At 74.1% G+C, this 24,218-nt stretch carries 24 protein-coding genes and 1 pseudogene; 6 read left to right on the top strand and 19 right to left on the bottom strand.

Annotation, left to right across the window (positions count from 1 at the left end; all coding sequences use genetic code 11):
- Nucleotides 1-74: 74 nt before the first annotated feature.
- The 5 genes from C569_RS0101735 to C569_RS0101715 are packed head-to-tail and all read left to right on the top strand — an operon-like array spanning nt 75 to nt 4,634.
- Nucleotides 75-1,637, top strand: coding sequence for a class I adenylate-forming enzyme family protein (locus tag C569_RS0101735; protein ID WP_018784102.1), 1,563 nt, complete (start codon nt 75-77; stop codon nt 1,635-1,637).
- Nucleotides 1,634-2,854, top strand: coding sequence for an MFS transporter (locus C569_RS0101730; RefSeq protein WP_018784101.1), 1,221 nt, complete (start codon nt 1,634-1,636; stop codon nt 2,852-2,854). The genes C569_RS0101735 and C569_RS0101730 overlap by 4 nt, the downstream gene beginning before the upstream one ends.
- A gap of 36 nt (nt 2,855-2,890) precedes the next feature.
- Nucleotides 2,891-3,283, top strand: coding sequence for an MmcQ/YjbR family DNA-binding protein (locus C569_RS0101725; protein ID WP_018784100.1), 393 nt, complete (start codon nt 2,891-2,893; stop codon nt 3,281-3,283).
- A complete protein-coding gene (locus C569_RS0101720; protein WP_018784099.1) occupies nt 3,280-3,912 on the top strand; it encodes an HAD family hydrolase in 633 nt (210 codons plus the stop codon). The genes C569_RS0101725 and C569_RS0101720 overlap by 4 nt, the downstream gene beginning before the upstream one ends.
- A gap of 41 nt (nt 3,913-3,953) precedes the next feature.
- Entirely contained in the window at nt 3,954-4,634 is a 681-nt protein-coding gene (locus C569_RS0101715) for an SGNH/GDSL hydrolase family protein (RefSeq protein ID WP_018784098.1), read from the top strand.
- Between the two features lie 203 nt (nt 4,635-4,837).
- On the opposite strand, the gene C569_RS0101710 is transcribed toward C569_RS0101715, so the two are convergent.
- The 13 genes from C569_RS0101710 to C569_RS0101650 form a co-directional block, all read right to left on the bottom strand.
- The gene (locus C569_RS0101710; RefSeq protein ID WP_018784097.1) at nt 4,838-6,187 is read right to left on the bottom strand and encodes a hypothetical protein; all 1,350 of its coding nucleotides are present in this window, start codon (nt 6,185-6,187) and stop codon (nt 4,838-4,840) included.
- Nucleotides 6,188-6,190: 3 nt separating this feature from the next.
- Nucleotides 6,191-7,156, bottom strand: a complete 966-nt coding sequence (locus tag C569_RS0101705; protein ID WP_018784096.1) for an alpha-ketoacid dehydrogenase subunit beta — start codon at nt 7,154-7,156, stop codon at nt 6,191-6,193.
- Nucleotides 7,156-8,127 carry a thiamine pyrophosphate-dependent dehydrogenase E1 component subunit alpha gene (locus C569_RS0101700; RefSeq protein ID WP_018784095.1) on the bottom strand — a complete coding sequence of 324 codons (972 nt, stop codon included), beginning with the start codon at nt 8,125-8,127 and terminating at the stop codon, nt 7,156-7,158. The genes C569_RS0101705 and C569_RS0101700 overlap by 1 nt, the downstream gene beginning before the upstream one ends.
- The gene (locus C569_RS0101695) at nt 8,124-8,921 is read right to left on the bottom strand and encodes a DUF3050 domain-containing protein (RefSeq protein ID WP_018784094.1); all 798 of its coding nucleotides are present in this window, start codon (nt 8,919-8,921) and stop codon (nt 8,124-8,126) included. Before C569_RS0101695 ends, C569_RS0101700 begins: the two co-directional genes overlap by 4 nt.
- Before the next feature lie 2 nt (nt 8,922-8,923).
- Nucleotides 8,924-9,847, bottom strand: a complete 924-nt coding sequence (locus C569_RS0101690; RefSeq protein WP_020608571.1) for a phytanoyl-CoA dioxygenase family protein — start codon at nt 9,845-9,847, stop codon at nt 8,924-8,926.
- On the bottom strand, nt 9,844-10,920 hold the full coding sequence (gene hppD / locus C569_RS0101685) for a 4-hydroxyphenylpyruvate dioxygenase (RefSeq protein ID WP_018784091.1): 1,077 nt from the start codon (nt 10,918-10,920) through the stop codon (nt 9,844-9,846). The genes C569_RS0101690 and hppD overlap by 4 nt, the downstream gene beginning before the upstream one ends.
- A gap of 60 nt (nt 10,921-10,980) precedes the next feature.
- The gene (locus C569_RS0101680) at nt 10,981-12,243 is read right to left on the bottom strand and encodes a beta-ketoacyl synthase (RefSeq protein WP_018784090.1); all 1,263 of its coding nucleotides are present in this window, start codon (nt 12,241-12,243) and stop codon (nt 10,981-10,983) included.
- Entirely contained in the window at nt 12,240-13,859 is a 1,620-nt protein-coding gene (locus tag C569_RS0101675) for a class I adenylate-forming enzyme family protein (RefSeq protein ID WP_018784089.1), read from the bottom strand. Before C569_RS0101675 ends, C569_RS0101680 begins: the two co-directional genes overlap by 4 nt.
- Nucleotides 13,856-14,356 carry a beta-ketoacyl synthase chain length factor gene (locus tag C569_RS0101670; RefSeq protein ID WP_018784088.1) on the bottom strand — a complete coding sequence of 167 codons (501 nt, stop codon included), beginning with the start codon at nt 14,354-14,356 and terminating at the stop codon, nt 13,856-13,858. The genes C569_RS0101675 and C569_RS0101670 overlap by 4 nt, the downstream gene beginning before the upstream one ends.
- Before the next feature lie 107 nt (nt 14,357-14,463).
- Nucleotides 14,464-15,594: a beta-ketoacyl synthase gene (locus C569_RS0101665; protein ID WP_018784087.1), complete on the bottom strand. Its 1,131-nt coding sequence runs from the start codon at nt 15,592-15,594 to the stop codon at nt 14,464-14,466.
- A complete protein-coding gene (locus C569_RS0101660; RefSeq protein WP_018784086.1) occupies nt 15,587-15,832 on the bottom strand; it encodes a hypothetical protein in 246 nt (81 codons plus the stop codon). Before C569_RS0101660 ends, C569_RS0101665 begins: the two co-directional genes overlap by 8 nt.
- Entirely contained in the window at nt 15,832-16,095 is a 264-nt protein-coding gene (locus C569_RS0101655; protein ID WP_018784085.1) for an acyl carrier protein, read from the bottom strand. Before C569_RS0101655 ends, C569_RS0101660 begins: the two co-directional genes overlap by 1 nt.
- Before the next feature lie 179 nt (nt 16,096-16,274).
- Entirely contained in the window at nt 16,275-17,672 is a 1,398-nt protein-coding gene (locus C569_RS0101650) for a class I adenylate-forming enzyme family protein (RefSeq protein ID WP_051090443.1), read from the bottom strand.
- Between the two features lie 220 nt (nt 17,673-17,892).
- Here C569_RS0101650 and C569_RS0101645 point away from each other — a divergent pair, with 220 nt between their 5' ends.
- Nucleotides 17,893-18,369: a GNAT family N-acetyltransferase gene (locus C569_RS0101645; RefSeq protein ID WP_018784083.1), complete on the top strand. Its 477-nt coding sequence runs from the start codon at nt 17,893-17,895 to the stop codon at nt 18,367-18,369.
- Between the two features lie 198 nt (nt 18,370-18,567).
- On the opposite strand, the gene C569_RS0101640 is transcribed toward C569_RS0101645, so the two are convergent.
- The 6 genes and pseudogenes from C569_RS0101640 to accB form a co-directional block, all read right to left on the bottom strand.
- Entirely contained in the window at nt 18,568-19,815 is a 1,248-nt protein-coding gene (locus tag C569_RS0101640) for a beta-ketoacyl synthase N-terminal-like domain-containing protein (RefSeq protein WP_018784082.1), read from the bottom strand.
- A 55-nt stretch (nt 19,816-19,870) separates the two neighbouring features.
- Nucleotides 19,871-21,139 (bottom strand): beta-ketoacyl synthase, encoded by a 1,269-nt coding sequence (locus tag C569_RS0101635; protein WP_018784081.1) that lies wholly within the window; start codon nt 21,137-21,139, stop codon nt 19,871-19,873.
- A complete protein-coding gene (locus tag C569_RS0101630; protein ID WP_018784080.1) occupies nt 21,136-21,546 on the bottom strand; it encodes a cupin domain-containing protein in 411 nt (136 codons plus the stop codon). Before C569_RS0101630 ends, C569_RS0101635 begins: the two co-directional genes overlap by 4 nt.
- The gene (locus tag C569_RS0101625; RefSeq protein ID WP_018784079.1) at nt 21,543-22,250 is read right to left on the bottom strand and encodes an SRPBCC family protein; all 708 of its coding nucleotides are present in this window, start codon (nt 22,248-22,250) and stop codon (nt 21,543-21,545) included. The genes C569_RS0101630 and C569_RS0101625 overlap by 4 nt, the downstream gene beginning before the upstream one ends.
- Nucleotides 22,247-23,740: an acetyl/propionyl/methylcrotonyl-CoA carboxylase subunit alpha gene (locus C569_RS29635; RefSeq protein ID WP_018784078.1), complete on the bottom strand. Its 1,494-nt coding sequence runs from the start codon at nt 23,738-23,740 to the stop codon at nt 22,247-22,249. The genes C569_RS0101625 and C569_RS29635 overlap by 4 nt, the downstream gene beginning before the upstream one ends.
- Nucleotides 23,740-24,198, bottom strand: a pseudogene (gene accB, locus C569_RS0101615) (acetyl-CoA carboxylase biotin carboxyl carrier protein); the annotation flags it as partial. The gene C569_RS29635 and the pseudogene accB, both read right to left, overlap by 1 nt.
- Nucleotides 24,199-24,218 lie beyond the last annotated feature (20 nt).

Genomic DNA, 24,218 nt, shown 5'->3' with positions numbered 1-24,218 from the left:
CCCTGGCACCTGCCGTCTCGTCCCGGCCCTGACCTGGCCGGACGCCGCTCGCGGACGATGATGGGGGCTGCCCGATGACCGACCGGCCGACCTATGTGCACGAGGCGCTGGAGCTGTTCGCCGGGTTCGGCGACCGGGAGGCGCTCGTCGGCGGCGGACGCCGCCTCACCTACCCCCAGGTAGCGGCCGAGGTGCGCGGCCTGGCCGCCGCGCTGCGCCACCACGGGGTACGCCCCGGCGCGGCGGTGCTGGTGATGCTCGGCAACACGATCGACGGTCCGCTGCTGCAACTGGCCCTGCACCTGCTGGGCTGCCGGAGCATGTGGGTGGCCCCGGTGACGTCCCGGCGGGAGGTCGACGAGTTCGTCGCGTTGTCCGCGCCGGAGGCGTTCGTCCACGACCCGCGCGACGCGCAGGCGGTCCGGGTCGCGGCGGGCCTGTCCGACGTACCGGTGCTCTGCCTCGGTCCCGGCGGCGGCGGGCCGGACCTGACCGCCGGGACCGCCGGCGCGGCCGTTGAGCTGCCCGCCGAGGTGCCCACGCCCGAGTCGTTCCTGCAGACCAGCGGCACCACCGGCACGCCGAAGCTGGTGCACCACCGGGAGAGCTTCTACCGGCAGGTGCTCACGCTCGCCGCCGACTTCCGGGGTGCCGGGTTCCCGCTGCTGCGGCACCTGTCGCACTCCCCGATGTGGCTGGCCAGCGGGCAGATCACCACGTTGTTCAACCTGTTCACCGGCGGCGTGCTGTTCCTGCGCGAGCAGTGGGATCCGGCCGCGTTCATCGCCACCGTGGACGCCGAACGACTCACCTCCACGTTCGTCACCCCGCCGATGCTCTACGAGGTGCTCGACCACCCCGACCTGACGGGCGCCGACTTCTCCGCGATGTTCATGTTCAACGTGGGCGCCGGGCCCGCCGCGCCGGCCCGGCTGCGCCAGGCCATCGCCCGCTTCGGCCCGTGCCTGCGCATCGTGTACGGGCTCAGCGAGGCGGTGGTGATCTGCGCGCTGCCCGGGCTCACCGAGGACCCGGAGCACCCGGAGCGGCTGCGTTCCTGCGGCCGCCCGTACGGGGACGTCTCGGTCCAGATCCGCGACGCCGGCGGGCGGGTGCTGCCGGCCGGCGAGGACGGCGAGGTGTGGGTGCGCACCAAGCTGAGCTTCGCCGGCTACCACGGCCGGCCGGAGCTGACCGCCGAGACGCTCGTCGACGGCTGGGTCCGCACCCGCGACATCGGGCACCTCGACGCCGACGGCTATGTCTACCTGGTCGACCGGTTACAGGACCGGATCCTCACCCGGCAGCGCAGCTGGCCGATCTACTCCCGCCCGATCGAGGACGTGCTCGCCGGTCACCCCGAGGTGCGCGCCGCCGCCGTCATCGGCGTGCCGGACCCGGCGGCCGGGGAACTGCCGCACGCGTACGTGGTGCCCGCGCCGGGCGCGTCGGTGACCGGTGCGGAGCTGATCGCGCTCGTGGTCCGGGAACTGAGCGAGACGTGGGCGCCCGGCGCCGTGGAGTTCGTCGACGCGCTGCCGCTGAACCGGTCCGCGAAGGTGGACAAGCGCGCGTTGCGGGCCCGGTACGCGGCCGCGCACCCGACCGGCGCCGACCCGATCGGCACTCCGGCGTGAACCCGCGCCGGGAGTTGTACACCCTGGTCGGCGCCGACCTGCTGTCCAACCTCGGCACCCGGATCTCGGTGGTCGCCATCCCCTGGCTGGTGCTGGAGACCACCGGCAGCCCCACCAAGATGGGGCTCGTCGCGGCGGCGGAGACGCTTCCGTACATGCTCTCCAGCGCGCTCGCGACCCCGTGGGCGGACCGGTTCGGGGTACGCCGTACCTCGGTGTTCGTGGACGCGGCGAGCGCCGTCGCGATGGCCGTGGTGGCGCTGGCGCCGTGGCTCGGCTTCGGCACGCTGCTGGTGCTGGTGGCGGTCGCCGGCGGCCTGCGCGGCATCGGCGACCGGGTCAAGCACGTGCTGTTCAAACCGGCGGCCGAGCGGGCCGGGGTGCCGCTGATCCGGCTCACCAGCGCCTACGACGGCCTGGCCCGCGGCATGACGCTGTTCGGCGCGGTGCTCGGCGGGCTGCTCATCGACTGGGTCGGGCTGACCCGGGCCATCTGGATCGACGCGGCCACGTTCGCGGTCTGCGCGCTGCTGATCGGCGTGCTGGTCCGGCCGCCCGCACCGGCGCAACCGGCGCCCCGGGAGCCGTACCTGCGGGCGCTGCGCGGCGGCTTCGCGTACCTGCGCACCGACCGGACGCTGATGACCATGCTGATCGTGGTGTCGGTGTCCAACATGTTCGCCAACGCCAGCGTCGCGGTCTGGATCCCGCTGTGGGTCAGCCAGGTGCTCGGCGACCCGGCCGGGTTCGGTCTGCTGCTGGGTGTCTTCTCGGCCGGCGCCCTGCTGGGCAACCTGCTGTTCACGATGTTCGGCACCCGGCTGCCGGCCGGTACGACGTTCGCGCTGGGGCTGACGCTCAGCGGCGCGCCCCGGCTGCTCGCGCTGGCGCTCAGCGACGACCTGGTCGTGGTGCTCGTGGTGACGTTCCTGTCCGGCATCGGCATCGCGGCGGTCAACCCGCTGCTCGGCGCGACGCTCTACCAGCGGGTGCCGGGCGAGCTGCAGACCCGGGTGCTGGGCATCTCCGGATCGGTGGCGTTCCTCGGCCTGCCCGTGGGCGCGCTGCTCGGCGGCTGGTCGGTGGCGCTGCTCGACCTGACCCCGGCGCTGCTGGTGATGTCGGTGGTCTGCCTGGTGCTGACCGTGGGGCCGCTGCTGCTGGCCCGCGCGTCCCGACGCCCGGCCGCGGAACCGGCCACGCCCACGCCGGTCTGAGCCGTCGTGTCGGGGGGTTTCGGTAGGGTCGGGGCCATGGCGACCTGGGACGACGTGCGGCGCATCGCGCTGGCCCTGCCCGAGACCACCGAGCGCGGCTCGCACGACGACCTGCCCGCCTGGCGGGTACGCGACAAGATGTTCGTCTGGGAACGGCCGCTGCGCCGCGGCGACATCGAGGCGCTCGGCGACGCCGCGCCCGACGGCCCGATCCTCGGGGTCCGGGTGCCCGACCTGGGCGCCAAGGAGGCGCTGATCGCCGACGACCCGGCTGTCTACTTCACCACGCCGCACCTCGACGGCTACCCCGTGGTGCTGGTGCGGCTCGACCGGATCGACGTGGACGAGCTGACCGAGCTGATCACCGAGGCGTGGTACGCGCGCGCCCCGAAGCGGCTCGCCACGGCACACCGGGCGGAGCACGCGTGACCGGGCCGGTGGACGCGATCGTGTTCGACATGGACGGCACGCTCGTCGAGTCGCACGCGGTGGTGCCCGCTGCGTACCGGGCGGCGGTGCGCGCCGGGGGCGGCCCGTCGTACACCGACGCCGAGGTCATCGCCGGCTACTCGATCGGCTCCCCGGCGGACCTGCTGACCCACCTGCTGCGGCGGCCCGCCTCCGGCGACGACCTGGACCGCTACCACGCCGAGCTGGCCGCGCTCGCCGGCCGGGTACGCGTCTACCCCGGCGTCGCGGACGCGCTCGCCGCGATCGCCGCCCGGGTGCCCGTCGGCGTGTTCACCGGCGCGAGCCACCGGGCCGCCGAGATCCTGCTCGACCGGGCGGGCCTGCTCGGACACTTCACTGCCGTCCTGGGCGGAGACCAGGTCGACCGCCCCAAACCGGCGCCCGACGGCGTGGAGGCGGCCTGCCGCCGGCTCGGCGTGCCACCAGGCCGCGCCGCGTACGTGGGCGACTCGCCGCTCGACGTACGCGCCGCCCGGCACAGCGGCGCGGTCGCGGTGGCCGCCGCATGGGGTCACCAGTACGACCCCGACGAGCCCGCCGACCTCAGCCTGACCCGGCCCGGGGAGCTGCTGGCCCTGCTGCCCTGAGCCCCTTTCGCCGCGCGGGACGCTCGGCTAGCGTGCCGGGCATGCCATCGACGCTGACCGAGGCGACCGACCCGTGGTGCCTGCGGCCGGGAGAGGCCGCCGAACTGTTGCGCGGGCACCCGTGGCGGCGGTTCGCGGTGCTGGGTGACAGCGTCGCGGAAGGGCTGTGCGAATCCGCCGACGGCTACCCCGACCTCCAGTGGGCCGACCGGATCGCGGCCGAGCTGCGCGCGATCCGGCCGGAACTGGCCTACCTGAACCTGGGCCGGCGAGGGCTGCGGGCGCACGAGGTCCGGGCCACCCAGCTCGCCGACGCGCTGGCCTTCGAACCGGACCTGGCCCTGGTGGTGTGCGGCGGCAACGACGCGTTCCGGTCCGCCTACGACCCGGACGCGGTCGACGCCGAGCTGACCGCCATGATCACCGCGTTGCGGGAGGCGGGCGCGGACGTGATCACGGTGGGCATGTTCGACGTGTCGCACAGCCCGGCGGTGCCGGACGCGCTGCGCGCGGGTCTGGGCGAGCGGATGCGCCGGCTGTCCCGGCACACGAGAGGCGTGGCCGAGCGCCTGGGCACGCTGCACGTCCACCTGACCGACCATCCGCTGGTGGCCGACCCGTCGCTGTACAGCAGCGACGGCCGGCACGGCAGCGCCCGCAGCGACGCGGTGGCCACCGCCGAAACCCTGAAGGTCCTCTCCACCCACCTCCCCCACCCCTAATGGGAGGGAGCTACCGGGTCAGCCGTTGGCAGACTCGGTGCCCGGTAGCCGCGGGTGGGGGCCGACCTGCGGGCCGGATCCACCTTGTTGACCAAGGAGTTTGGGTCGCTGACGCGCCCCGTGAGGACCCAAACTCCTTGATCAACGCTGGGAGTGAGGGGGGACGGGGGTGGGTGGGGTGGGGGTGGGGGTGGGTGGGTGGGTCAGTCGGTTAGGAGGATGCCGGTCAGGAGGACGCCTCTCGCCAGGTTGAGGACCTCGTCGCAGCCCGGGTAGCCGACCCGCGCGAGCGCGCCCGACCCGGTGCGGGCGAACAGGTACGGAGCGAGGCTGTACGGGACGTCGGCGGTGACCGTCTCACCGGTCTCGATCTGCACGAAGTCCATCGCCACCCGGTCCGCCTCGTGGTAGCGCTGCAGGATGTGGCCGCCCGCGGCGATCGCCGCGCGAATCCCGTCCGCCCACGCCACCGCTGTCATCTCCCGGCCGATGAGCACGCCGTGCCCGGCCGAGCCACCGGCGGGCTTGGCGACCAGGTCGGCCTGTTCGGCGAGCGCCCGGTCGAACTGGTCGGCGGTGAGCGCGACGGTGTGCGGCACGTACCGCCGGATCAGCGTCCGGTCGTCCTCCGGCAGCAGGTCCAGGTCGTCCCAGAGCCAGGCGTAGTTCAGCTTGTTGCTGAGCAGCCAGGCGGCACTGCTGACGAACATCGGCAGCGTGCCGGCGGCGAGCGCGCCGGCCACCGCGTCCAGCCCGGCACTGGGGGTGACCCGGTTGGGCACGAACAGCCGGAACAGGGCGTCGACCGGGGCACCGCCGACGACCAGCCGGTTCTGCGCGTCCAGGCCGGCGGTGGCGACCGGGGCGATGACCAGGTCGATGCCGAACGGGCGGGCCTGGTCGATCAGCGGGGACAGGATACGGATGAACGTCTCCGGGTCGTCCAGCCCCGGGTAGTCGGCGTCGAAGTCCATCAGCAGCGCCACCCGGGCGCCGTCGGGCAGGCCGAGCGTGTCCCGGATGGCCACGAACCGCTGGTCCAGCAGGGACGGCGCGGGCCGCGCGCCGTCGAGCAGGGCGTGCGCGCGGTACAGCTCGGCGTACCGCTGGATCACGGTGTCGGCGTCGAAGCCGCCGCCGAGGCTGCTGTCGATGTTGTACTCCACGATGCACGGCACGCCGCCGGAGAACAGCACGTCCGGCCGGTACGCGGCGAGCAGCCCCTCGCGCAGTTCCTCGTCCGGGTCGAGCAGACGGGTCTCGCCGTCCGGCACGTCGAGCAGCAGGCGCAGCTCACCGGCGGTGCGTGCGCGGCGCCGGCAGGCTTCGAGGATGAGCTGGGCGATACGGTCGCAGACCTCGTTCAGCTCGCGGAACGCGTCGGCGGTGATGACGGGCGGGCGGGCCAGGCGCCACTGCTTGTTGTACGTGGCCCGGCCGTGGAAGATCTCCTCCCACGCTTCGGCGCCGGTGGTCACCATCGCGGTACGGGTGGACTCGGGCAGGTCGGTCCACGCCTGGCCGAGCGGCGGCCACGTGTAGTTCGGGTCCATCGTTCATCCGTCCTTGAGGGTCAGTTGGATGGCGGCGGTGAGCTGGTCGCGGCCGGGTTGCACGGCCCGGTCGAGGGCGGGCGCGAAGGGCAGCACCGCACCGTCGGGGCGGGTGACGCGGCGGGGTGGCGCGGCCAGCCGGACCCGCTCGACCACAGTGGCGATGATCTCTGCGGCGATGCCGCAGGAACGGTTGCCGTCGTCGACGACGACCAGCCGCCCGGTGCGGCTCACCGACTCGACCAGCCCATCCCAGTCGAACGGGTAGAGCGTGCGGGGGTCGAAGACCTCCACCGACGCCTGGCCGGCGAGTTCCTCGGCGACGGCGAGCGCGTCGTGCACCAGGTGCCCGACCGCCACCACCGTCACGTCGGTGCCGGAACGGCGGACGACCCCGCGGCCCAGCGGCACCGGTGCCAGGTCGGTGACGTCGGCGCGCAGGTCCAGGGCGCCCGCCGGGGCGAAGACCACCACCGGGTCGTCGCAGCGGATCGCGGAGACCAGCAGCCCGTACGCGTCGGCCGGGGTGGCCGGTACGACTGTGGTCACCCCGACGTGGGCGAACAGCGCGTACGGGTGGTCGGAGTGCTGCCCGGCCCAGCCGGTACGGGAGCCGGAGCCGGGCACCACGTAGGTGACCGGCACCGCACACTGGCCGCCGGTCATCAGCGGGAACTTGTGCGCGTGGTTGACGATCTGCTCGAAGACCAGGAACAGCAGCGACGGGATCTGGAACTCCACCACCGGGCGGGCCCCGGCCAGCGCCGCGCCGGTGGCGAAGCTGGTGAACGCCTGCTCGGACAGGGGGGTGTCGCGGACCCGTTCCGGGCCGAACTTCTTCAGCAGCCCGGTGGTGACGTTCGCGGCGGCCACCCGGATGTCCTCGCCGAGCACCACGACCGACTCGTCGCGGGTCATCTCGTCGGCGAGCGCCCGGGTGAGCGCCCTGCGGTAGGAGAGCCGGGGCATCAGCCACCTCCGGTCCGGGCGGTGAGCCCGCTGGCGTACAGGTGGTCCAGGGCGGTCGCCGGGTCGGGGTGCGGCCCGGCGAGCGCGTACTCGACTGCAGCGTCCAGTTCCGCCTCGACGCCGGCGTCCACGGCGGCCCGGGCCGCCGGGTCGAGCCGCGCTCCGGCGATGTCCACCGGATCGCGGGACCGGCCCTCGGCCACCTCCTCCGGCGGCCGGTAGTCGAGGCGTACCTGATGTTCGAAGGTGTGGTGGGCGTCGAAGCGGTAGGTGCGGGCCTCGACCAGCTCGGGGCCCGCGCCGGCGCGCATCCGCGCGACGGCGGCGGCGGTGACCTCACGTACCGCCTCGGGGTCCTGCCCGTCGACGACGGTCGCCGGCATGCCGAAGGCGGCGGCCCGCCCGGCGATGGTGCCGGCGACCGCGCCGTCGACCGGCATGGTGGTGGCGTAGCCGTTGTTCTCGCAGACGAACAGCACCGGTACCCGCCAGAGCGCGGCCAGGTTGAACGCCTCCAGGAGCATGCCCTCGTTGACCGCGCCGTCGCCGAAGAAGGTGGCGCCGACGATGCCGGCGCCGCGCCGCCGCCGCTCCCACACCGCTCCGGTGAGGATCGCGCCGGCGGCCCCGACGATGGCGTTGGCGCCGAGGACGCCGACGCCGAAGTCGGCGGCGTGCATCGACCCGCCCCGGCCCCGGTTGAGCCCGGTGACCCGGCCGCACAGCTCGGCCAGCATCCGGGCCGGGTCGGCGCCCTTGGCGAGTACGTGCCCGTGCCCGCGGTGGGTGCCGGTGACCAGGTCCTCGCGGTCCAGCGCCGCGCAGACGCCGGCGGCGATCCCCTCCTGACCGAGGTACGGGTGGATGCCGCCGACGATCTGCCCGGCGTGGACCAGCTCGATCGCGCGCTCCTCGAAGCGGCGGATCAGCCGGACCGTCCGGTAGAGCCGGAGCGGGTCGGCGCCGGTCACGCCGGACGGCCCTCCTTGACGGCGGCGAGGATGTCGTCCCAGAGGCGGGCGCGGGCGGCGAGCGCGGCGTTCACCGTGTCGGCGCACTCCTGCCACTTGGTGTCGTCGTCGCCGCACAGGTCGGCCAGCATCTGCATGGCCATCGGGGTGTGCTGCTCGCCGTCGACCTCGATGTGCCGCTCCAGGTAGTCGACGAACTTGTTCAGCCGGTTGCTGCGCTCGTTGACGGCGACGACCTGGGTGAACATCTCCGGGATGAGGTCCTCGCGGCCGAACGCGAACGCCGCGGCCTGGCAGTGCACCGGGGTGGTCTCGATGATCCGCCAGGTGGTGCCGGCGAAGGCCGCGGACGGCGCGGGGACGCCCGCCGCGCCGAGCGCCTCGGTGACCGGGGTGCCGTCGCGCAGCAGGTCGACGAGCTGGTTCACGGCGGAGGTGTCGGCACCGGCCTCGGTCATGCCCTGCACGTACAGCTCGAAGTGGCTGATGTAGCCGTCGCCCAGCTCGTCGCTCTCCTCGACCATGACGATGTCGTTGATCAGGCGGCGGCTGCCGGTCGGCCCGGTCGGGATCCACGGCACCGTGACGCAGGTGAGCTGCCGCTGCAACGACTTCAGCAGCGACATGAAGTCCCAGACGGCGAAGACGTGGTGCTCCATGAACGTGACGAGCGCGTCGTGGGTGTCGAGGTTGGCGTAGAGGGGGTGCTTGACCACCACGTCGCGGCGCTCGGTCACCGCCCGCTCCAGCCGCTCGATGCCCGGGTGCGTCTTGCCCCAGTCGTATCGTGACATTGTCAGCCTCCCTGTTGGGCGCGGTCGCGCCAGATGACCGGGCAGTAATCGGGGTCCGCGTAGTCCGGCCGGCCCTCGTGGGTGCGGCGGACCAGCACGTCGTGGTTGTACGCGGCGAGCGTGCCGTCGGAGAGCGGATACTCCCGCCAGGCGTTGTCGCCGTCCTGCAGGTGCAGCGAGACGGCCCGGCGGGGCCGCCCGCTGACGTTCGCACCGCTGCCGTGGTAGGTGCGGCAGTGGTGGAAGCTCATGTGTCCCCTGGGGATCACCATGGGGATCTTGCGGATCTGCGCGCCGTTGTACGCCGCGTTCTCGGCGAGCATGGTTTCGAGCTGGTCGCGGTCCCGGTCGGCGAAGTGCCGCACCACCGTGTCGTCGGCGCCGATCTCCCGCCACCGGTGGGAGCCGTCGACCATGGTGATGGTGCCCATCTCCTCGTCGCAGTCGTGGAACGGGATGAACGCGGTGAGCATGTTCTCCGACGACGAGGACGCCCAGTAGTGCTTGTCGAAGTGCCAGGGCACGATGTTCGACGGTTCACCGGCGATCGGCGGCTTCCAGATCAGCGTGGACTGGAAGATGCGGATCTCGGCGGCGCGGGCCAGCCGGGCGGCTACCGCACCGATCAGCGGCTTGCGCAGGATGCGGGCGATGCCGTCGTGCTCGTGGTGGACGTAGTCGTTGTGCCGCTGCACGTCACCCCGGGACGGCTCCCAGTAGGCCAGCTTCGGCGGCCGTACCGGCAGCCGGCGGTCACGCTCTCCGGCGTAGTAGCTGTCGGTGGCGGCGACCAGCTCGTCCACCTCGTCGTCGGTGAGCAGCTTCTTCGACAGGTACCAGCCGTGCTCGGCGTAGTGCCGGACGTCCTCGTCGGAGGGCAGCAGCGCCTCCTCCTCGGCGGTCAGCCCGGGATCGATGGTGGTCACGCCTTGCCCCCTTCCGCCGCGGCCAGCTCGCGTTCCTTGGCCTCGTACAGCGCCTTGATGTTGCCGCTGCCGAAGGTGCGCGCCCCGCGCCGCTCGATGAGTTCGAGGAAGAGGGTGCGGCGCACGTGCATCGACTCGGTGAAGATCTGCAGCAGCTGGCCGTCGTGGTCGGAGTCGACCAGGATGCTCAGCTCGCGCAGCCGGTCCACCGGCGCGTCCAGCCGGCCGACCCGCTGCTCCAGGCCGTCGTAGTACGCGCCGGGCGTCCTGGCGAACCGCACCCCGCGCCCGGCGAGCGCGCCGACGGCGGTGACGATGTCGTCGGTGCGCAGGCCCAGGTGCTGCACCCCGGCGCCGGCGTGCCAGCGCAGGAAGTCCTCGATCTGTCCCGGCCGGGCGCCGGTGTCCGGCTCCAGCAGCACGAAGGTGACCGCCCCGGACGGGCTCTGCACCACCTTGGAGTTCATCGCCTGACCGGCGACCTCGATGTGCTCGGTGAAGATGTCGGCGAAGCCGAACACCTTCTCGTAGTGCGCGACCGTCTCGCCGAGCTGCCCCGGCGGCACGCAGACCGCCAGGTGGTCCACCTCGGCCAGCAGCGTGTCCGTTCCACCGGGGGCGGTCACCGGCTCGATCGCGCCGGGCAGGAACACGCCCGGGTCGCCGCGCCGCTCGACGAGCCGGTGCACCACGTCGCCGAAGCCGCCGACCTCGGCCACCACCACCTCGGCGTCCGCGCCGGTGAAGGTGCGCGGCGAACGCAGCGCCTTCGCGCCCCGGCCCACCAGCTCCGCGTACGCCCCGGCGGCGTCGTCCACGGCGAGCGCCACCACGGCGATGCCGTCGCCGTGCCGGTGCACGTACGTCGCCGCCGGGTGCTCCGCGGACAGTCCGGTCGTGAGCAGCAGCCGGATGCCGGCCTGGGCCAGCAGCAGCGAGCGCTGCCCGTCCAGCCCGGTCTCCGGACCGCCCTGCCCACACAGCCGGAACCCGACCGCGTTGTCGAAGTAGAAGGCCGCCTGCCGGGCGTCCCCCACGTACAGTTCGAGATGGTCTATCCCGTTGATGGTCATGGGCTTCCCCTGTTCCCCCCGTGATCACGCCCCGGACGGACGCCCGGGACTGGAGTCCGGTCAGCCCGCGGCCGGGGTGGCGGCCCGGCGGGCCGGCCCGGAGAGCCGGCGCAGGAGCAGACTGACGTTCTGGCCGCCGAACCCGAACGAGTTCGTCAGCGCGTGGCTGGCCCGGGTGGGCCGGGGCACGGCGCGGACGTGGTCCGCCTCGCACTCCGGGTCCGGGTCGTCCAGGTGGTAGGTGGGTGGGAGCAGGCCGCTGTCGAGCGCCAGCGCGGTGGCCGCGGCCTCCAGCACCCCTGACGCGCCGAGCAGGTGCCCGGTGAGCGCCTTGGTCGAGCTGACCGGCACACCGCCGGTGCCGAACACCCCGGCCAGCGCTGTCGTCTCGGCGACGTCACCGAGTTTCGTGCCGGTGCCGTGCGCGTTGACGTACCCGACGTCGGCGGGCCCGACCCCGCCGGCCGCCAGCGCCCGGCGCATGCAGGCCGCCGCACCGGCGCCGTCGGGCCGCGGCGCGGTCGGGTGGTACGCGTCGGTGTTCGCCCCGAAACCGGCGACCTCGGCGTACCCGCGCACACCCCGGCCGTCGGCGTGCCCGGCGCGCTCCAGCACCAGCAGCGCCGCGCCCTCGGCCAGCACGAAACCGTTGCGCCGCTTGTCGAACGGGCGGCTCGCCTCGGTCGGTTCGTCCCAGCCGCGGGCCAGCGCCCGGGCGTTGCCGAACGTGTCGGCGAACGTGCCGAACAGCGGCGCCTCGCTCGCCCCGCACACCACCACGTCGGCCTCGCCCGCGCGGATGAGGCGTACCCCGTCGGCGACGGCCTGGGCGCCGGAGGCGCAGGCCGTGCCGACCGACGAGCTGTAGCCGCGGATGCCGTGCGCGATGGCGATCCGAGCCGAGGGCATGTTCGGCAGGATGCCGGTGAGCAGGTACGGGCTGACCGCCGCCCGGCCCCGGGCGGCCCGGGCGAGCACCTGACCCTCCAGCGTGGACATGCCGCCGACGCCGCCGACGATCACCGCGACGCGTTCCGGGTCGACGTCGCGGCCCACCTCGATGCCGGCGTCGGCGAGCGTCTCGGCGGCGGTGACCAGGGCGAGCAGCACCACCCGGTCGAGCACCTTCGTCTCCGGTCCGGACGCGACGCTGCGCGGGTCGATGTCCGGCAGCACGCCGGCCACCTCCAGGCTGCCCGCCGCCGGGTGTCCCTCGGGTGGGCGGCGCAGCCCGGACCGGCCGGTGAGCAGGGCGTCGAACGTGTCCGCCACGCCGCGCCCGGCCGGGGTGAACAGGCCCATGCCGGTGATGACGGCGGTCACGACGGCGCCTCGGTCAGGTAGCGCTCGCGCAGCGCCACCTTGCGGACCTTGCCGGTGACGGTGACCGGGATGTCGTCGGCGCGTACCGGGACGACCCGGCGCAGGGTGGCGGCCACGTCCGCACCCAGCGCGGTACGGATCTGCTCGGTGCGGTCCGCGTCCGGGTCGGCGCCGGCGGCCAGTTCCAGCAGCACGTCAGTGGTGACTGTGCCGTCGTCCGCCTTGACGATCACCACGGTGCAGTCGGTCACGTCGGGGCAGGCGGCGAGGATGCGTTCCTCGGACAGCGCGGTGAAGAACCGTTTCCCGTCGCCGGCCTCGACCGAGTCGACCGCCCGGTCCAGGTGGTAGTAGCGGCCGTCGTCGTCGGCGTACACCAGGTCGCCGGTGAGGTACCAGCCACGCAGCCGGAACCGGTACGTGGTGACCGAGTCGTTCCAGTAGCCGCGGAACAGCGACGGCGAGTCGATGCCGAGCCAGCCGACCTGCCCGGGCGGCAGCTCGTTGCCGTCGGCGTCGAGCACCGCGACCTTGGTGAACCGGTACGGGCGGCCCACGCAGCGGCCGTACCGGTCGGTGCCGGTGGCGTGGGTGATGTGGAACATCGAGTGGCCCATCTCGCTGGAGCCCAGGCCGTCGATGAACACCGAGCCGGGTACCCGGGTCACGCCGCCGCGGGTCACCACGTCCCGGGAGCCGACCGCGACCAGCCGCCGTACGTGCGGCTCGTGCGAGCAGTCGCCGGTGTTGAACCACAGCCGCACCGAGTCCAGGTCGTAGCCGGACAGGTCGAAGCGGGCCAGTTCGGCCCAGGTGACGGAGAAGCCGAACACGCCGTCCGGTCGCCACCGCTGGATCGCGTCGAGCACCCGCTCACCGCCCTGGTCGGAGAGCAGGAACATCTCCGCCCGGTTGCCGAGCGCCTGGTTGACCATGAGCACCGTGGCGGTGTGCGGGGCGGGCAGCGCGTTGAGGATGCGCGTGGTGCCCTGCGCCTGCGGCATGGACAGCAGGTGGCGGGTGGCGGCGAACAGGCTGGCGTGCGAGTGCAGCACCGCCTTCGGCACGCCGGTGGTGCCGGAGGTGTGCGTGATCACGATCGGGTCGTCCGGGTGGTGCCGGTAGTGCGCGGGCGCGGCGTCCGGGTCGCCGGTCCCGGCCCGCGCGGGCGCGCCGAGCATCGGCGCGCCCAGGTCGTGCCCGGCCAGCGCCTGCGCGTGCGCCTCGTCGGCGAGCACACCCGCGGCGCGCAGCCGGCGGACGTACTCGGCGGCGATCTCGGGGCGCAGCCTGCCGTTCATCAGCGCCGGGACGGCGCCGAGGCGGGTCAGCGCCAGGAACGACAGCACCATGTCGGCGGCCGTGCCGGCCCAGACCGCGACCGGGTCGCGGGGCTTCACCCCGCGCTCGTGCAGCCAGGCGGCCCGGCCGGCGACCATCCGGTCGACCTGGCCCAGGGTCAGTAAGGTCTCGGCCGGGTGGCCGTCGACGCCTGTGTCGAACGTGAGCCCCGGCCCGTCCGGGTCGGCGCCGTGGGCCAGCACCCGGGCGAGCACGTTGCCCGCGCCCAGCTCCGTGTCAGCCGCGAGCGCGCCGCGCAGTCCCTTCGTCCTCATTGACGTGTTCCCTCCCCCAGCAGCACCGCGGTCGCCTCGCCCGGCGTACCGTCCGGTGCCAGTTCGATCAGGATCAGCAACGCCTGTGCGGCGTCGCCGTCGTACAGCAGCAGGTCCGCCTCGGCCTCCCCCTCGGCCCGCGGGTCGCCGGCCGGGCTCAGGCACACCACCGGCCCGTCCAGTCCCCAGCGCGCCGCGACGTGCCCGGCCACGCTGTTCGGCACCGACTGGAAGAAGAACAGCGGCCCGATCCGCCCGCCCGCGGCCACCGTGGCGCGGACGTGCGCCGCACCGGCGGTGTCCCCGCCCGCGCTGACCAGCACCACAGCCGTGCGGTTGCCCGGCGGCAGCGGCCCGGTGCCGTACCGCCGTGCGAGGCACCGCTCGGCGACCGCCGCCACCAGCGGCGCGAACGGCGAGTGCACGAACCCCGCCACCCCCGCCGGTCCCGCGCCCTCGTCCCCCGCCTCGGGCCACCGCGCCTCCGCGAGCACCATCACCCCGTCGTTGCGCCATCGTGCGGTTGCTGCCCCCTCGGCGGGCGTCGTGCCCGTTTCGCCGGGGCCGGACGTGCAGGATCGCGGAGGGCTGGGGACGGAGGCGGTCATGAGGTGCTCACCAGGAGGGCCGTGTCGGCGCCGCCGAACGCGGCGTTGAGGGTCAGGGCGTGTTCGGTGCGCGCGGGGCGGGGTGCGGCCCGGATGACGTCCAGCGGGCACTGCGGGTCGGGGCCCAGCCAGCCGGCGGTCACCGGTAGCTTGCCGTGCCGCAGGGCCAGCACGGTGACCAGCAGTTCCAGCAACCCGGACGCCTCCAGCGCGTGCCCGTGCACCGACTTGGTGGAGCTGACCGGCAGCCGTCCGGCGTCCCCGCCGAACACCCGGGTCAGCGCCGCCGCCTCGGAGGCGTCGCTGAACGTGGTGCCGGTGGCGTTGGCGTTGACGTAGCCGATCGCCTCCGGGGGCAGCCCGGCCCGCCGCAGCGCCGCCTCGGCCGCCTGGGCCAGCCCGAGCCCGTCCGGGTGCGGCTGGCACGGGTGGTACGCGTCCCCCGCCCGGCCCCACCCGGCGACGCTCGCCAGCGACTCGGCGCCCCGCCGCGCGGCCGCGCCGGCCGACTCCAGCACCACGGCGGCCACCCCGTCGCCCAGCAGCAGGCCCTTGCGGCCGGCGCTGAACGGGCGTACCGCGCCGTCGGCGGCGAGCGCCCGGCCGGCGTCGAACAGCGCGTACTGGTCCGGTTCGACCAGATAACCGGCCGCGACCACGACCCGCTCCAGGTCACCCCGGCGGATCAGCGCCGCCGCGTCGGCGACCGCGCTGCTCGCCGACACGCAGGCGGTGGTGTAGGTCCGGGTACGCCCGCGCAGGCCGCACCGCGCGGCCAGGTGACCGGCGAGCGCCGGCACCGTCGGCTCGTCCCACCCCTGCGGTACGGGCAGCGAGTACGGCCCGCCGTGGGTGGCCAGGAACAGCGCCGACTCGGCCCGCCCGGCCCGGTCCAGTCCGGCGGCCCGGACGGCGGTGTCGATCGCGTCGGTCAGCTCGCCGGCGAGCGTGCCGACGTCCGGCGCTGTGGCCGCCACCGTCACCCGGCGGCCGGTGGTGTCGAAGCGGCGCACCGGCGTGAACGCCGGGGTGCCGGTGAGCACCCCGGCCAGCAGCGCGTCGGCGCCCCTGCCGAGGGCGCTGAGCGCGTACGTGCCGGTGATCCGTACGGTCTCCCGCTCAGCCATCTGCGGGAGCGGTCAGAGAGCCACGGAACACCACGAGCGCGTCGTCGACGGTGCGGATGCCGGCGAGGTCGTCGTCGCTCAGGTCCAGCCGGCGGTCGTAGCGCTGCTCGACCATGTGCACCAGCCAGGCCAGCTCCATCGAGCCGAGCCGGTCCGGCACCTGGTCGGCGGGTTTCGCGGTCAGTTCGGCGAGCATGCTCACCAGGTCAGCTCGCCCCAGGTCGGGCTGACCGGGCATCAGGACTTGTCGCTGTTCGCGGCCACCCGGTCGGCGACCATCGTGGTGAACTCACCGACCGTCATCAGCGCCAGCTTCTCCGACTCGTCGTCGGCGAACTTCAGGCCGTATCGGTCCTCGACGCGGACCGCGAGGTCGGCCAGGGCCAGCGACTCCAGGTCGACGCCGGAGGGGCCGAGCGTGGTGTCGTCGTCGAGTTCCTCCACGTCGTAGTTCATGTCGGCGAGCTGTTCGACGACGAAGGTGCGGACCTCGTCTCGCATGATTCAGACCTCTTCTCCGTGTACCGGCTGACGGTGCCCGGTCGGGACACCGCGTGCGTGTGAACCGGCGGGGTCGGGCGCGCGGGTGGCGCGTTGCCCGGCCGGTCCAGGGCGGGATTCGGGGTGGACCGGACGTCCGGCGGGCGTCCGGTGGGTGCGCGGCTCGTAGAGCGGGCCGGTCACGACGCCGCGTCCCGCAGCGCCGGGACGGACCGGACCAGCTTTCCGGTCGTGGTGCGGGGCATCTGGTCGAGCAGGCGCAGGATGCGGGGACGTTTGAAGCCGGCCAGTCGCTCGGCGATCAGCTTGTCCAGCGTCTCCTCGGTCAGCGAGCCGTCGGTCTGGACGTACGCGGTGATGCCGTCGTCCCACACCACCACCGCGGCGACGACGCCGGGCAGTCCGGCGACTGCCGCCTCCACCTCGGTCAGGTCGACCTTCAGGCCGCCCACCGACACCTGCGAGTCCAGCCGGCCCTTGATGGTGACCAGACCGGTGTCCGGGTCGACCACGCCGGCGTCACGGGTGTGCAGCCAGCCGTCGGCCCAGCGGGTCGGGTCGGCCGGGCCGACGTACGGGTTGGCCGGGCAGCTCACCCACAGCTCCCCGTCGCGCTCGCGTACCTCGATGCCGGGGGCGGGCGCGACGGCGGGGCGGTGCCGCCCGTGCAGGTCGGTGCCGATGACGCCGACCTCGGTCATCCCGTACATGTTGCCCAGCGGCACGCCGTAGCGGTCGGTGAACGCGTCCGCCACGGCTGCGGGCACCAGCTCGCCGCCGGTGGTCATGCGCTTGAGCTGGGGCAGCGGCCCGGCGGGTGTGGTGGAGGCGAGCAGCCCGATGTGGAACGGGACGCCGAGCACGGTGGCCGGGGTGTCCTGGGCGGCGACGGCGGCGAGGATCGCGTCGCCGCCGAGCCGCTCCGGCGGGCACAGCTCGACGCCCGCGTGCAGCCCGTAGAGCAGGCCGCCGACCAGGCCGAGCACGTGCACCATGCTGGGCAGCAGGACGATCCGCTCGCCGGGCAGCGCGACGCCGTCGATGCGGGTGTAGCGGTGCACCTCGGCGACCAGGCCGGCGGCGGTGCGGCCGATCACCTTGGACGGTCCGGTGGAACCGGAGCTGAGCTGGATCACCGCGTGCGGGCTGCCCGCCGGGCGGTCGGAGTACGCGCTGACCCCGGCGGTGACGTCGACGAAGACCCGCAGCGCGCCGCCGCCGGTCCGGATCGGGGCGACCACCACCTGCGGGCTGAGCCGGCGCAGCGCCTGGTCCACCTCGTGGTCGGTGAGCCGGTGGTCGAGCAGCACCGCCTGGGCGCCGGTACGCCAGGTGGCGAGCAGGTGCGCCACGTACGCGAGCGAGGGCGGCAGGCGCAGCACGGCGGCGCCTCCGGCGTGCAGCCCGGCCCCGGCGAGCCGGTCCTGCGCCTCGCCGACGAGCCGGCGCAGCGTGCCCTTGTCGACCGGTTCGGGCAGCCGCAGGCAGACGTCGGTGTCGCGGCCGGTGAACAGGATGTCGTCCACCCAGTCCACCGTCGTCGAGGCAGGATCTTCCGCCACGGGATGTGCAGTCACGACCAGCCACCGTTCCACTGAGGAACTGGGCGGATCCGCCCAGCGGGTACGTCGTTCGGGGTATGGGCGAACCCTACGACGGCCCTCTTCCGCATCGCCAGATGCAAATGGCTAGATCCAAAACGGCGGCTGGGTGGATTGCTCAGGCTCGATCGGACAGGCAGGATCGGGGCCACGCCGGCAAGGTAGTCCGCCGGCCGCCGGATGCTGTGCGCTCGCGGTGACCCGCGCGGACGGCCGGGGCGGCTACGCTCACGGCATGTTCCGTGCGGCCCGGCCCGACGACTTCCCGCAGCTCATCCGCCTCTACCGGCAGCTGAATCCGGACGACCCGCACCTGAGCGACGGCTCCGACGAACGGGCCTTCGCGCGGATCCTGGCCGCCGAAGGGCTGCACCTGTTCGTGCTGGAGGTGGACGGCGCGGTCGTCGCCACCACGTACCTCAACGTGATCCCCAACCTGAGCCGGTCGGCGTCGCCGTACGCGGTGATCGAGAACGTGGTGGTCGACGAGTCGCGGCGCGGCACCGGCCTGGGCAGGCGGATCATGGCCGCCACGCTGCGGGCCGCCTGGGACGCGGGCTGCTACAAGGCGATGCTCATGACCGGTTCGCGCTCGCCCGCGACCCACGCCTTCTATCTGGCCTGCGGGTTCTCCGGTAACGCCAAGACGGCGTACCTGGCCCGCCCGTCGTGACGGTCAGCGTCCGCCCGCCGGCGGGGCGCGGCGGTCCGCCCCGAGCGAGCGCAGGCGTGATGCGCTGGCTCTACCTGGCCCTGCTCCTCGTGCTGATCCTCGTTCTCGTCGGGTTGCGGGTGTGGCTCCCCCGGCGTGCCTTCCGGGCCGGCCGCTCCCTCCGGCAGCGCATCGACGGACGCGACCGACCGGGCTTCGTCAGCCCGCCCCGGCCGGCGGGGGCGCTGCGCCGCGCAGCACCAGCGCGCTGTTGAACCCGTCGAAGCCACGCGCGCCGACCAGCGCGATCCGGCTGCGCGGCGGGCGGGGCTGCCGCAGGAACGTCAGCTCGCAACCGGGCGCCGGCTCCTCCGGGCCGGCCGAGGCGGGCAGCATCCCGCGGCGGAACGCCAGCAGCGCGGTGGCCGCGTCCAGCGCCGACCCGCCCTGGTGCGCCCGCCCGGTCAGCGGCTTCTGCGTGGTCACCGGCGGAGTCCGGTCACCGAACACGGTACGCAGCGCCGCCGCCTCGGCCCGGTCGTACGCGGGCACGCCCAGCGCGTCCGGCCAGATCACGTCCACGTCGTGCGGGCGTACCCCGGCGCGCTCCAGCGCCAGCCGCAGCGCGCGGGCGTAGTGGACCGGGTCCGGGCCGGCAGCCGGGTCGGTGGGCGCCGCGTCGTGGGTGGCGGCCCAGCCGGTGACCTCCCCGTAGACGCGGGCACCCCGGGACAGCGCGTGGCCCAGTTCCTCCACCACGAAGACCGCACCGCCCTCGGCCGGCACGTACCCGCTCGCCGTGACGTCGAACGGCCGGTACGCCCGCTCCGGATCGGACACGTCACTGAGCAGGCCGGAGCGGAGCTGACAGGCGAGCGCGTACGGGCTCAGCGGGCACTCGGTCGCCCCGGCGATCACCACGGGGGTGCCCCGCCGGATGGTGCGCACCGCGTGCGCGAGGCTGTCCAGCCCGCCGGCCGACTCGGACACGGTCACCCCGGACGGTCCCTTGAACTGGTGGCGGATCGACAACTGCCCCACGCTCGCGGCATAGAACCAGGCGATCGACTGGTACGCCCCGACGGTGCGGCTCGGCCCGCCCCACAGCCGTTGCAGCTCCCGCTGCCCGAACAGGTTGCCGCCCGACGAACTGGCGAGCGTGACCGCCCACCGGTACGGGTCGGGCGACACCTCGGGCAGCCCGGCGTCGGCGAGCGCCAGTTTCGTGGCGGCGAAGCCGAGGTGGGTCCACCTGTCGGTCTGCACCCGCTGCCGGGTGTCGCTGAACCCGGCCGGGTCGAAGCCGGGCACCTCCCCGGCCAACCGGGCCGGGTACCGCTGCGGGTCGAACAGCGTGATCGGCCCGGTACGCCGGGCGCCCGCGAGCACCGTGTTCCAGTGCGCCTCGGCGCCGATCCCGCTGGGCGCGACCACGCCGATGCCCGTCACCACGGCCCGCGCGGTCATGGCGCCGTCCTTGTTCGCGACTGCGGGGCTCGCAAAACCGGCTCACTCCTCGCGCTCACGGTGTCACCGCCAGCCGGCGGAACACCATCGCCGACTGGAAGCCGCCGAAGCCGCTGCCCACCGACAGCGCCACGTCCACCGGCACCTCCCGCGCCTCGTTCGGTACGTAGTCCAGGTCGCACTCCGGGTCGCGGGTGGCCCAGTTGGCGGTGGGCGGGACCACGCCGTACTCGATGGCGAGCGCGCACGCGGCCATCTCGATCGAGCCGATGGCGCCCAGCGAGTGACCGACCATCGACTTGATCGAGCTGATCGGCACCCGGTACGCCGCCTCCCTCAGCGCCCGTTTGAACGCGGCCGTCTCGTGCCTGTCGTTCTGCCGGGTGCCGGAGCCGTGCGCGCTGACGTACGACACGGCCGACGGGGCGAGCCGGGCCTGCCGCAGCGCGTCGCTGATGGCCACCGCCATCTCCGCGCCGTCGGGACGCAGCCCGGTCATGTGGAAGCCGTTGCTGCGGCTGGCGTACCCGGCGACCTCGCAGTAGACGTGCGCGCCCCGGCGGCGGGCGTGCTCGGCCTCCTCCAGCACCAGCACCGCGGCCCCCTCGGCGAGGACGAAGCCGTGCCGGTCGGCGTCGAACGGCCGGGAGGCGTGCTCCGGGTCGTCGTTGTCCGGGCTGGTCGCGCCGATCGCGTCGAACGAGGCGACGGTGACCGGGGAGATCGGCGAGTCCGCGGCGCCGGCGAGCACCACGTCGGCCTCGCCGTCGGCGACGAGCTGGTGGGCGTACCCGATGGCGTCGATGCCGGAGGTGCAGCCGGTGGAGATCACCTGCGCCGGGCCGTGCAGGCCGTGCCGGCAGGCCACGTCGGCGGCCAGGCTGCTGGGCACCAGCGCCTGGTAGAGGTACGGCCCGCCGAGCGCGTGGTCAACCAGCCAGTGCCGGCCGGAGTCGCTGACCCGCACGTACTCCTGCTCCAGCGCCATGGTCCCGCCGACCGCGGTGCCGAGCACCACCCCGGCGCGTTCCCGCTGCGCGTCGGTGAGGGCCAGGCCGCTGTCCGCGAGCGCCTCGGCGGAACAGGCGAGCGCGAACTGCACGTACCGGTCGGCGCGCTGCCGTTCGGCGAGCGTGATCCCGGCGGCGTCCGGGTCGAAGTCGCACTCGGCGGCGATCTGCGACCGGAACGGCGACGGGTCGAAGAAGCTGATCCGGCGGGTGGCGGTGCGCCCCTCGGTGATCGTCTTCCAGAAGCGGTCCCGGGTGGCGCCGCCGGGCGCGACGACGCCGATGCCGGTGACCACTGTGCGCCGGCCGGTCACGATGGCTCCCGTGGCGGCGGGGCCGCGCTCTCGGTGTCGACGTGGCCGAGTTCCGGGCGCGGGGCGAGCGGTCCGAGGTGGAACACCACCTCGGCGGGCTCGTCGCCGGTGTTGCGCAGCCGGTGCCGGACGTCCTTCGGCACGTAGAGCGCCTCCCCGGCGGCGACCGGCACCGGCACGTCGTCCAGGTCGACGGTGATCGCGCCGCGGGCGACGTAGAGGAACTCCTCGCTGTACGGGTGGTAGTGCTCGGCGATCCGCTCCCCCGGCGCGAGCGTGGCGACGCCCATGAATCCGGAGGTGCTGCCGACCGTCTTCGGGCCGAGCAGCACCCGCAGTTCCCCGCCCCGGCGGCGGTCGGCCGGTACGTCGTGGACGGAGACCCGGGCGGTGGTGGTGTCGGTCATCGCGCGCCTCCCGCGTGCACCCGCTCGATCTTGTCCTTGATCACGGCGAGCTGGATCGTGCTGTTGGTGTTGATCCGGTCGGTCATGCCGGCGTTGTCGACGGGTGCGTCGGGCTTCATCGCGAAGTCCTGCGTCCACGTCATCCGGGTGCCGGCGGGCGTCTCGTCGTAGCGCCAGTGGATGCGCATGTACTCGAACGGGCCGGTCTCGACGCGCCGGGCGTGCACCTCGCGGCTGGCCGGGTCGGCGGTGCGTTCGCTGACCCAGCTCCACGCCACACCGTTCTCGTCCGGGTGCATGGTGAGCCGGAAGCGCACGGTGTCGCCGTCGCGGTGCAGGATCTCCGCGGTCGCGTACTCGGTGAACAGCTCCGGCCACCGGGCCACGTCGTTGGTGATCTCCCAGACCAGCGGCAGCGGCGCGGCGATCTCCACGGCGTTCTCGGTGTGCCCGGGCGGGTCCGCCTTGCCGGCCACCAGGTCGGCGACGCCGGCGATGCTGAGCTGCCCGGCCTGTTCGGGGATCTTCACCCGCCACCTGTCGGCCACCACCGCCGACAGTTCGAGCAGCGCCAGCGAGTCCATGCCCAGTTCCTCCAGGCTCGCGGCGGGTGCGTCGGCGGCGGCGTCCGGGTCCAGGCCGCAGTGCGTGACCAGGATGTCGGTGATCTCGCGGGCGAGCGGGCGGTCGGGGGCGACGGTCATCGGTTCCTCCAGGTGGTCGGGCCGGCGGCGGGCACGGCGCTGACGGGGGTACGGTCGCCCGGCTCGGTGCGCGGGTCGGGCACGACGGCCCGTGCCGGGGGCGCCCCGGCCGCGGCTTCGGCGGGCGGGGCATCGTCGGCGGGCGGGGTGAGCAGACGTTCCACCAGGGCGGTGGTGTGCCGGGCGGCGCGGAACGCCGGGTCGTGCAGCACCCGCCGGGCGAACGGGATGGTGGTATGCACACCGGGACCGGCCACGTCGAACTCGGCCAGCGCCCGGTCGAGCCGGTCCAGCGCGGCGTCCCGGTCCGGCGCCCACACCGCCACCTTCGCCAGCAGCGAGTCGTAGTGCGGGCTGACCAGGTAGCCGACGTGTCCGTGGGTGTCGACCCGGGTGAACGGTCCACCCGGCGGCCGGAACCGGTCCAGCCGGCCCGGTGCGGGCGCGAAGTCGCGGTCGGGATCCTCCACGTTGACCCGGCACTCGATCGCCACGCCGTCCAGGCGTACGTCGGACTGGCGCAGCCGCAGCGGGGTGCCGAACGCCACGTGCAGCTGTTCCTGCACGAGGTCGATGCCGCTGACCATCTCGGTGACCGGGTGTTCCACCTGGATCCGGCAGTTGATCTCCAGAAAGTGGCAGCGTTCGGCCTCGTCGACCAGGAACTCCACGGTCCCCGCGCCGGTGAAGCCGACCGACAGCGCGCCGCGCAGCGCCACCTCGGCCACGGTGTCCAGCGTGGCCTGCCGCAGCGCGGGCGCGGGCGCCTCCTCGATCAGCTTCTGGTGCCGGCGCTGCACCGAGCAGTCCCGGGTGCCCAGGTGCACGCCGTTGCCGTGGCCGTCGCAGAGCACCTGCACCTCCACGTGGCGGGCGTCGGCCAGGTACCGCTCGACGTACACCCGGTCGTCGCCGAACGCGACCTGGGCGGCGGCGCGCGTCCGGGCGTACGCGCGGGGCAGCTCGGCGGCCGAGCGCACCACTGTCATGCCGCGCCCGCCACCGCCCGCCGCGGCCTTCACGATCACCGGGTAGCCCACCTCGGCGGCCACCTCCTGCGCCTCGGCGACGGTCGGCAGCGTCCGGACGCTGCCCGGCGGCAGCGGCAGCCCGGCCCTGCTCATCAGCGCCCGCGCCGTCGACTTGTCCGCCAGCGCGGCCATCACCTGCGGCGGCGGGCCGACGAACACCAGCCCGTTCTCGGCGCAGATCTCGGCGAAGTCGGCGTCCTCGGACAGGAAGCCGTAGCCGGGGTGCACCGCCTGCGCGCCGGTCTGCCGGGCCGCCTCCACGATGGCCGCCGCGTTGAGGTAGCTGCGGCGGCTGGCCGCCGGGCCGATCCTTACCGCCTCGTCGGCCAGCCGCACCGGCAGCGAGTCGGCGTCGGCGCTGGAGTGCACCATCACCGTGCGCACGCCGAGTTCCCGGCAGGCGCGCAGCACCCGCAGCGCGATCTCGCCCCGGTTGGCGATCAGCACCTTGTCGAACATCAGCAGTCCTGTCCGGTGACCGGTTCCAGGGCGATCAGCGGCTGGTCGTACTCGACGGGCTTGCCGTCGTCGACGAGCACCTCGACCACCCGTCCGGCCTGGCCGGCGGTCACCTCGTTCATCAGCTTCATGGCCTCGACGATGCCGACCACCTGGCCCGGACGGACCAGGTCGCCGACCGCGACGAACGGCATCGCCCCGGGTTCGGGGGCGCGGTAGAACGTGCCGACCACGGGTGAGCGCACGGCCGGCCGGTCGGGCGCGGGCGCGGCACGCGCGGCGGGTTCGGCGGCCCGCGCGGGCAGCGCCTCGGCCGGTTCGGCGGCGCGCTGCACCGGCGGCGACGGGTCGTGCCACTCGACCTCCAGCACCGACTCGCCGCTGCGCAGCCGCACCCGGCGTACCGGCCCGGCGAGGTCGGCGACGAGCTTGCGGGCCTGCCGGCGCAGCCCGTCCAGCACCTGCTCGGCCTCGGCGT

Origin of the sequence: Micromonospora sp. CNB394 (assembly GCF_000374985.1) — a bacterium.
GTDB classification, from domain to species: domain Bacteria; phylum Actinomycetota; class Actinomycetes; order Mycobacteriales; family Micromonosporaceae; genus Micromonospora; species Micromonospora marina.
Note: the sequence above shows the minus strand (reverse complement) of the source record. Positions and strands in the feature narration are given on the sequence as shown.

What these genes read in the sequence shown, in the direction of transcription:
- C569_RS0101670 (WP_018784088.1), bottom strand. Translation starts at nt 14,356, where the DNA reads ATGGTGCTCGCGGAGGCGCGGTGGCCCGAGGCGGGGGACGAGGGCGCG.
- C569_RS0101715 (WP_018784098.1), top strand. Translation starts at nt 3,954, where the DNA reads ATGCCATCGACGCTGACCGAGGCGACCGACCCGTGGTGCCTGCGGCCG.
- C569_RS0101710 (WP_018784097.1), bottom strand. Translation starts at nt 6,187, where the DNA reads ATGGACCCGAACTACACGTGGCCGCCGCTCGGCCAGGCGTGGACCGAC.
- C569_RS0101705 (WP_018784096.1), bottom strand. Translation starts at nt 7,156, where the DNA reads ATGCCCCGGCTCTCCTACCGCAGGGCGCTCACCCGGGCGCTCGCCGAC.
- C569_RS0101665 (WP_018784087.1), bottom strand. Translation starts at nt 15,594, where the DNA reads ATGGCTGAGCGGGAGACCGTACGGATCACCGGCACGTACGCGCTCAGC.
- C569_RS0101655 (WP_018784085.1), bottom strand. Translation starts at nt 16,095, where the DNA reads ATGCGAGACGAGGTCCGCACCTTCGTCGTCGAACAGCTCGCCGACATG.
- C569_RS0101695 (WP_018784094.1), bottom strand. Translation starts at nt 8,921, where the DNA reads ATGTCACGATACGACTGGGGCAAGACGCACCCGGGCATCGAGCGGCTG.
- C569_RS0101625 (WP_018784079.1), bottom strand. Translation starts at nt 22,250, where the DNA reads ATGACCGTCGCCCCCGACCGCCCGCTCGCCCGCGAGATCACCGACATC.
- C569_RS0101675 (WP_018784089.1), bottom strand. Translation starts at nt 13,859, where the DNA reads ATGAGGACGAAGGGACTGCGCGGCGCGCTCGCGGCTGACACGGAGCTG.
- C569_RS0101630 (WP_018784080.1), bottom strand. Translation starts at nt 21,546, where the DNA reads ATGACCGACACCACCACCGCCCGGGTCTCCGTCCACGACGTACCGGCC.
- C569_RS0101660 (WP_018784086.1), bottom strand. Translation starts at nt 15,832, where the DNA reads ATGCCCGGTCAGCCCGACCTGGGGCGAGCTGACCTGGTGAGCATGCTC.
- hppD (WP_018784091.1), bottom strand. Translation starts at nt 10,920, where the DNA reads ATGACCATCAACGGGATAGACCATCTCGAACTGTACGTGGGGGACGCC.
- C569_RS0101725 (WP_018784100.1), top strand. Translation starts at nt 2,891, where the DNA reads ATGGCGACCTGGGACGACGTGCGGCGCATCGCGCTGGCCCTGCCCGAG.
- C569_RS0101735 (WP_018784102.1), top strand. Translation starts at nt 75, where the DNA reads ATGACCGACCGGCCGACCTATGTGCACGAGGCGCTGGAGCTGTTCGCC.
- C569_RS0101640 (WP_018784082.1), bottom strand. Translation starts at nt 19,815, where the DNA reads ATGACCGCGCGGGCCGTGGTGACGGGCATCGGCGTGGTCGCGCCCAGC.
- C569_RS29635 (WP_018784078.1), bottom strand. Translation starts at nt 23,740, where the DNA reads ATGTTCGACAAGGTGCTGATCGCCAACCGGGGCGAGATCGCGCTGCGG.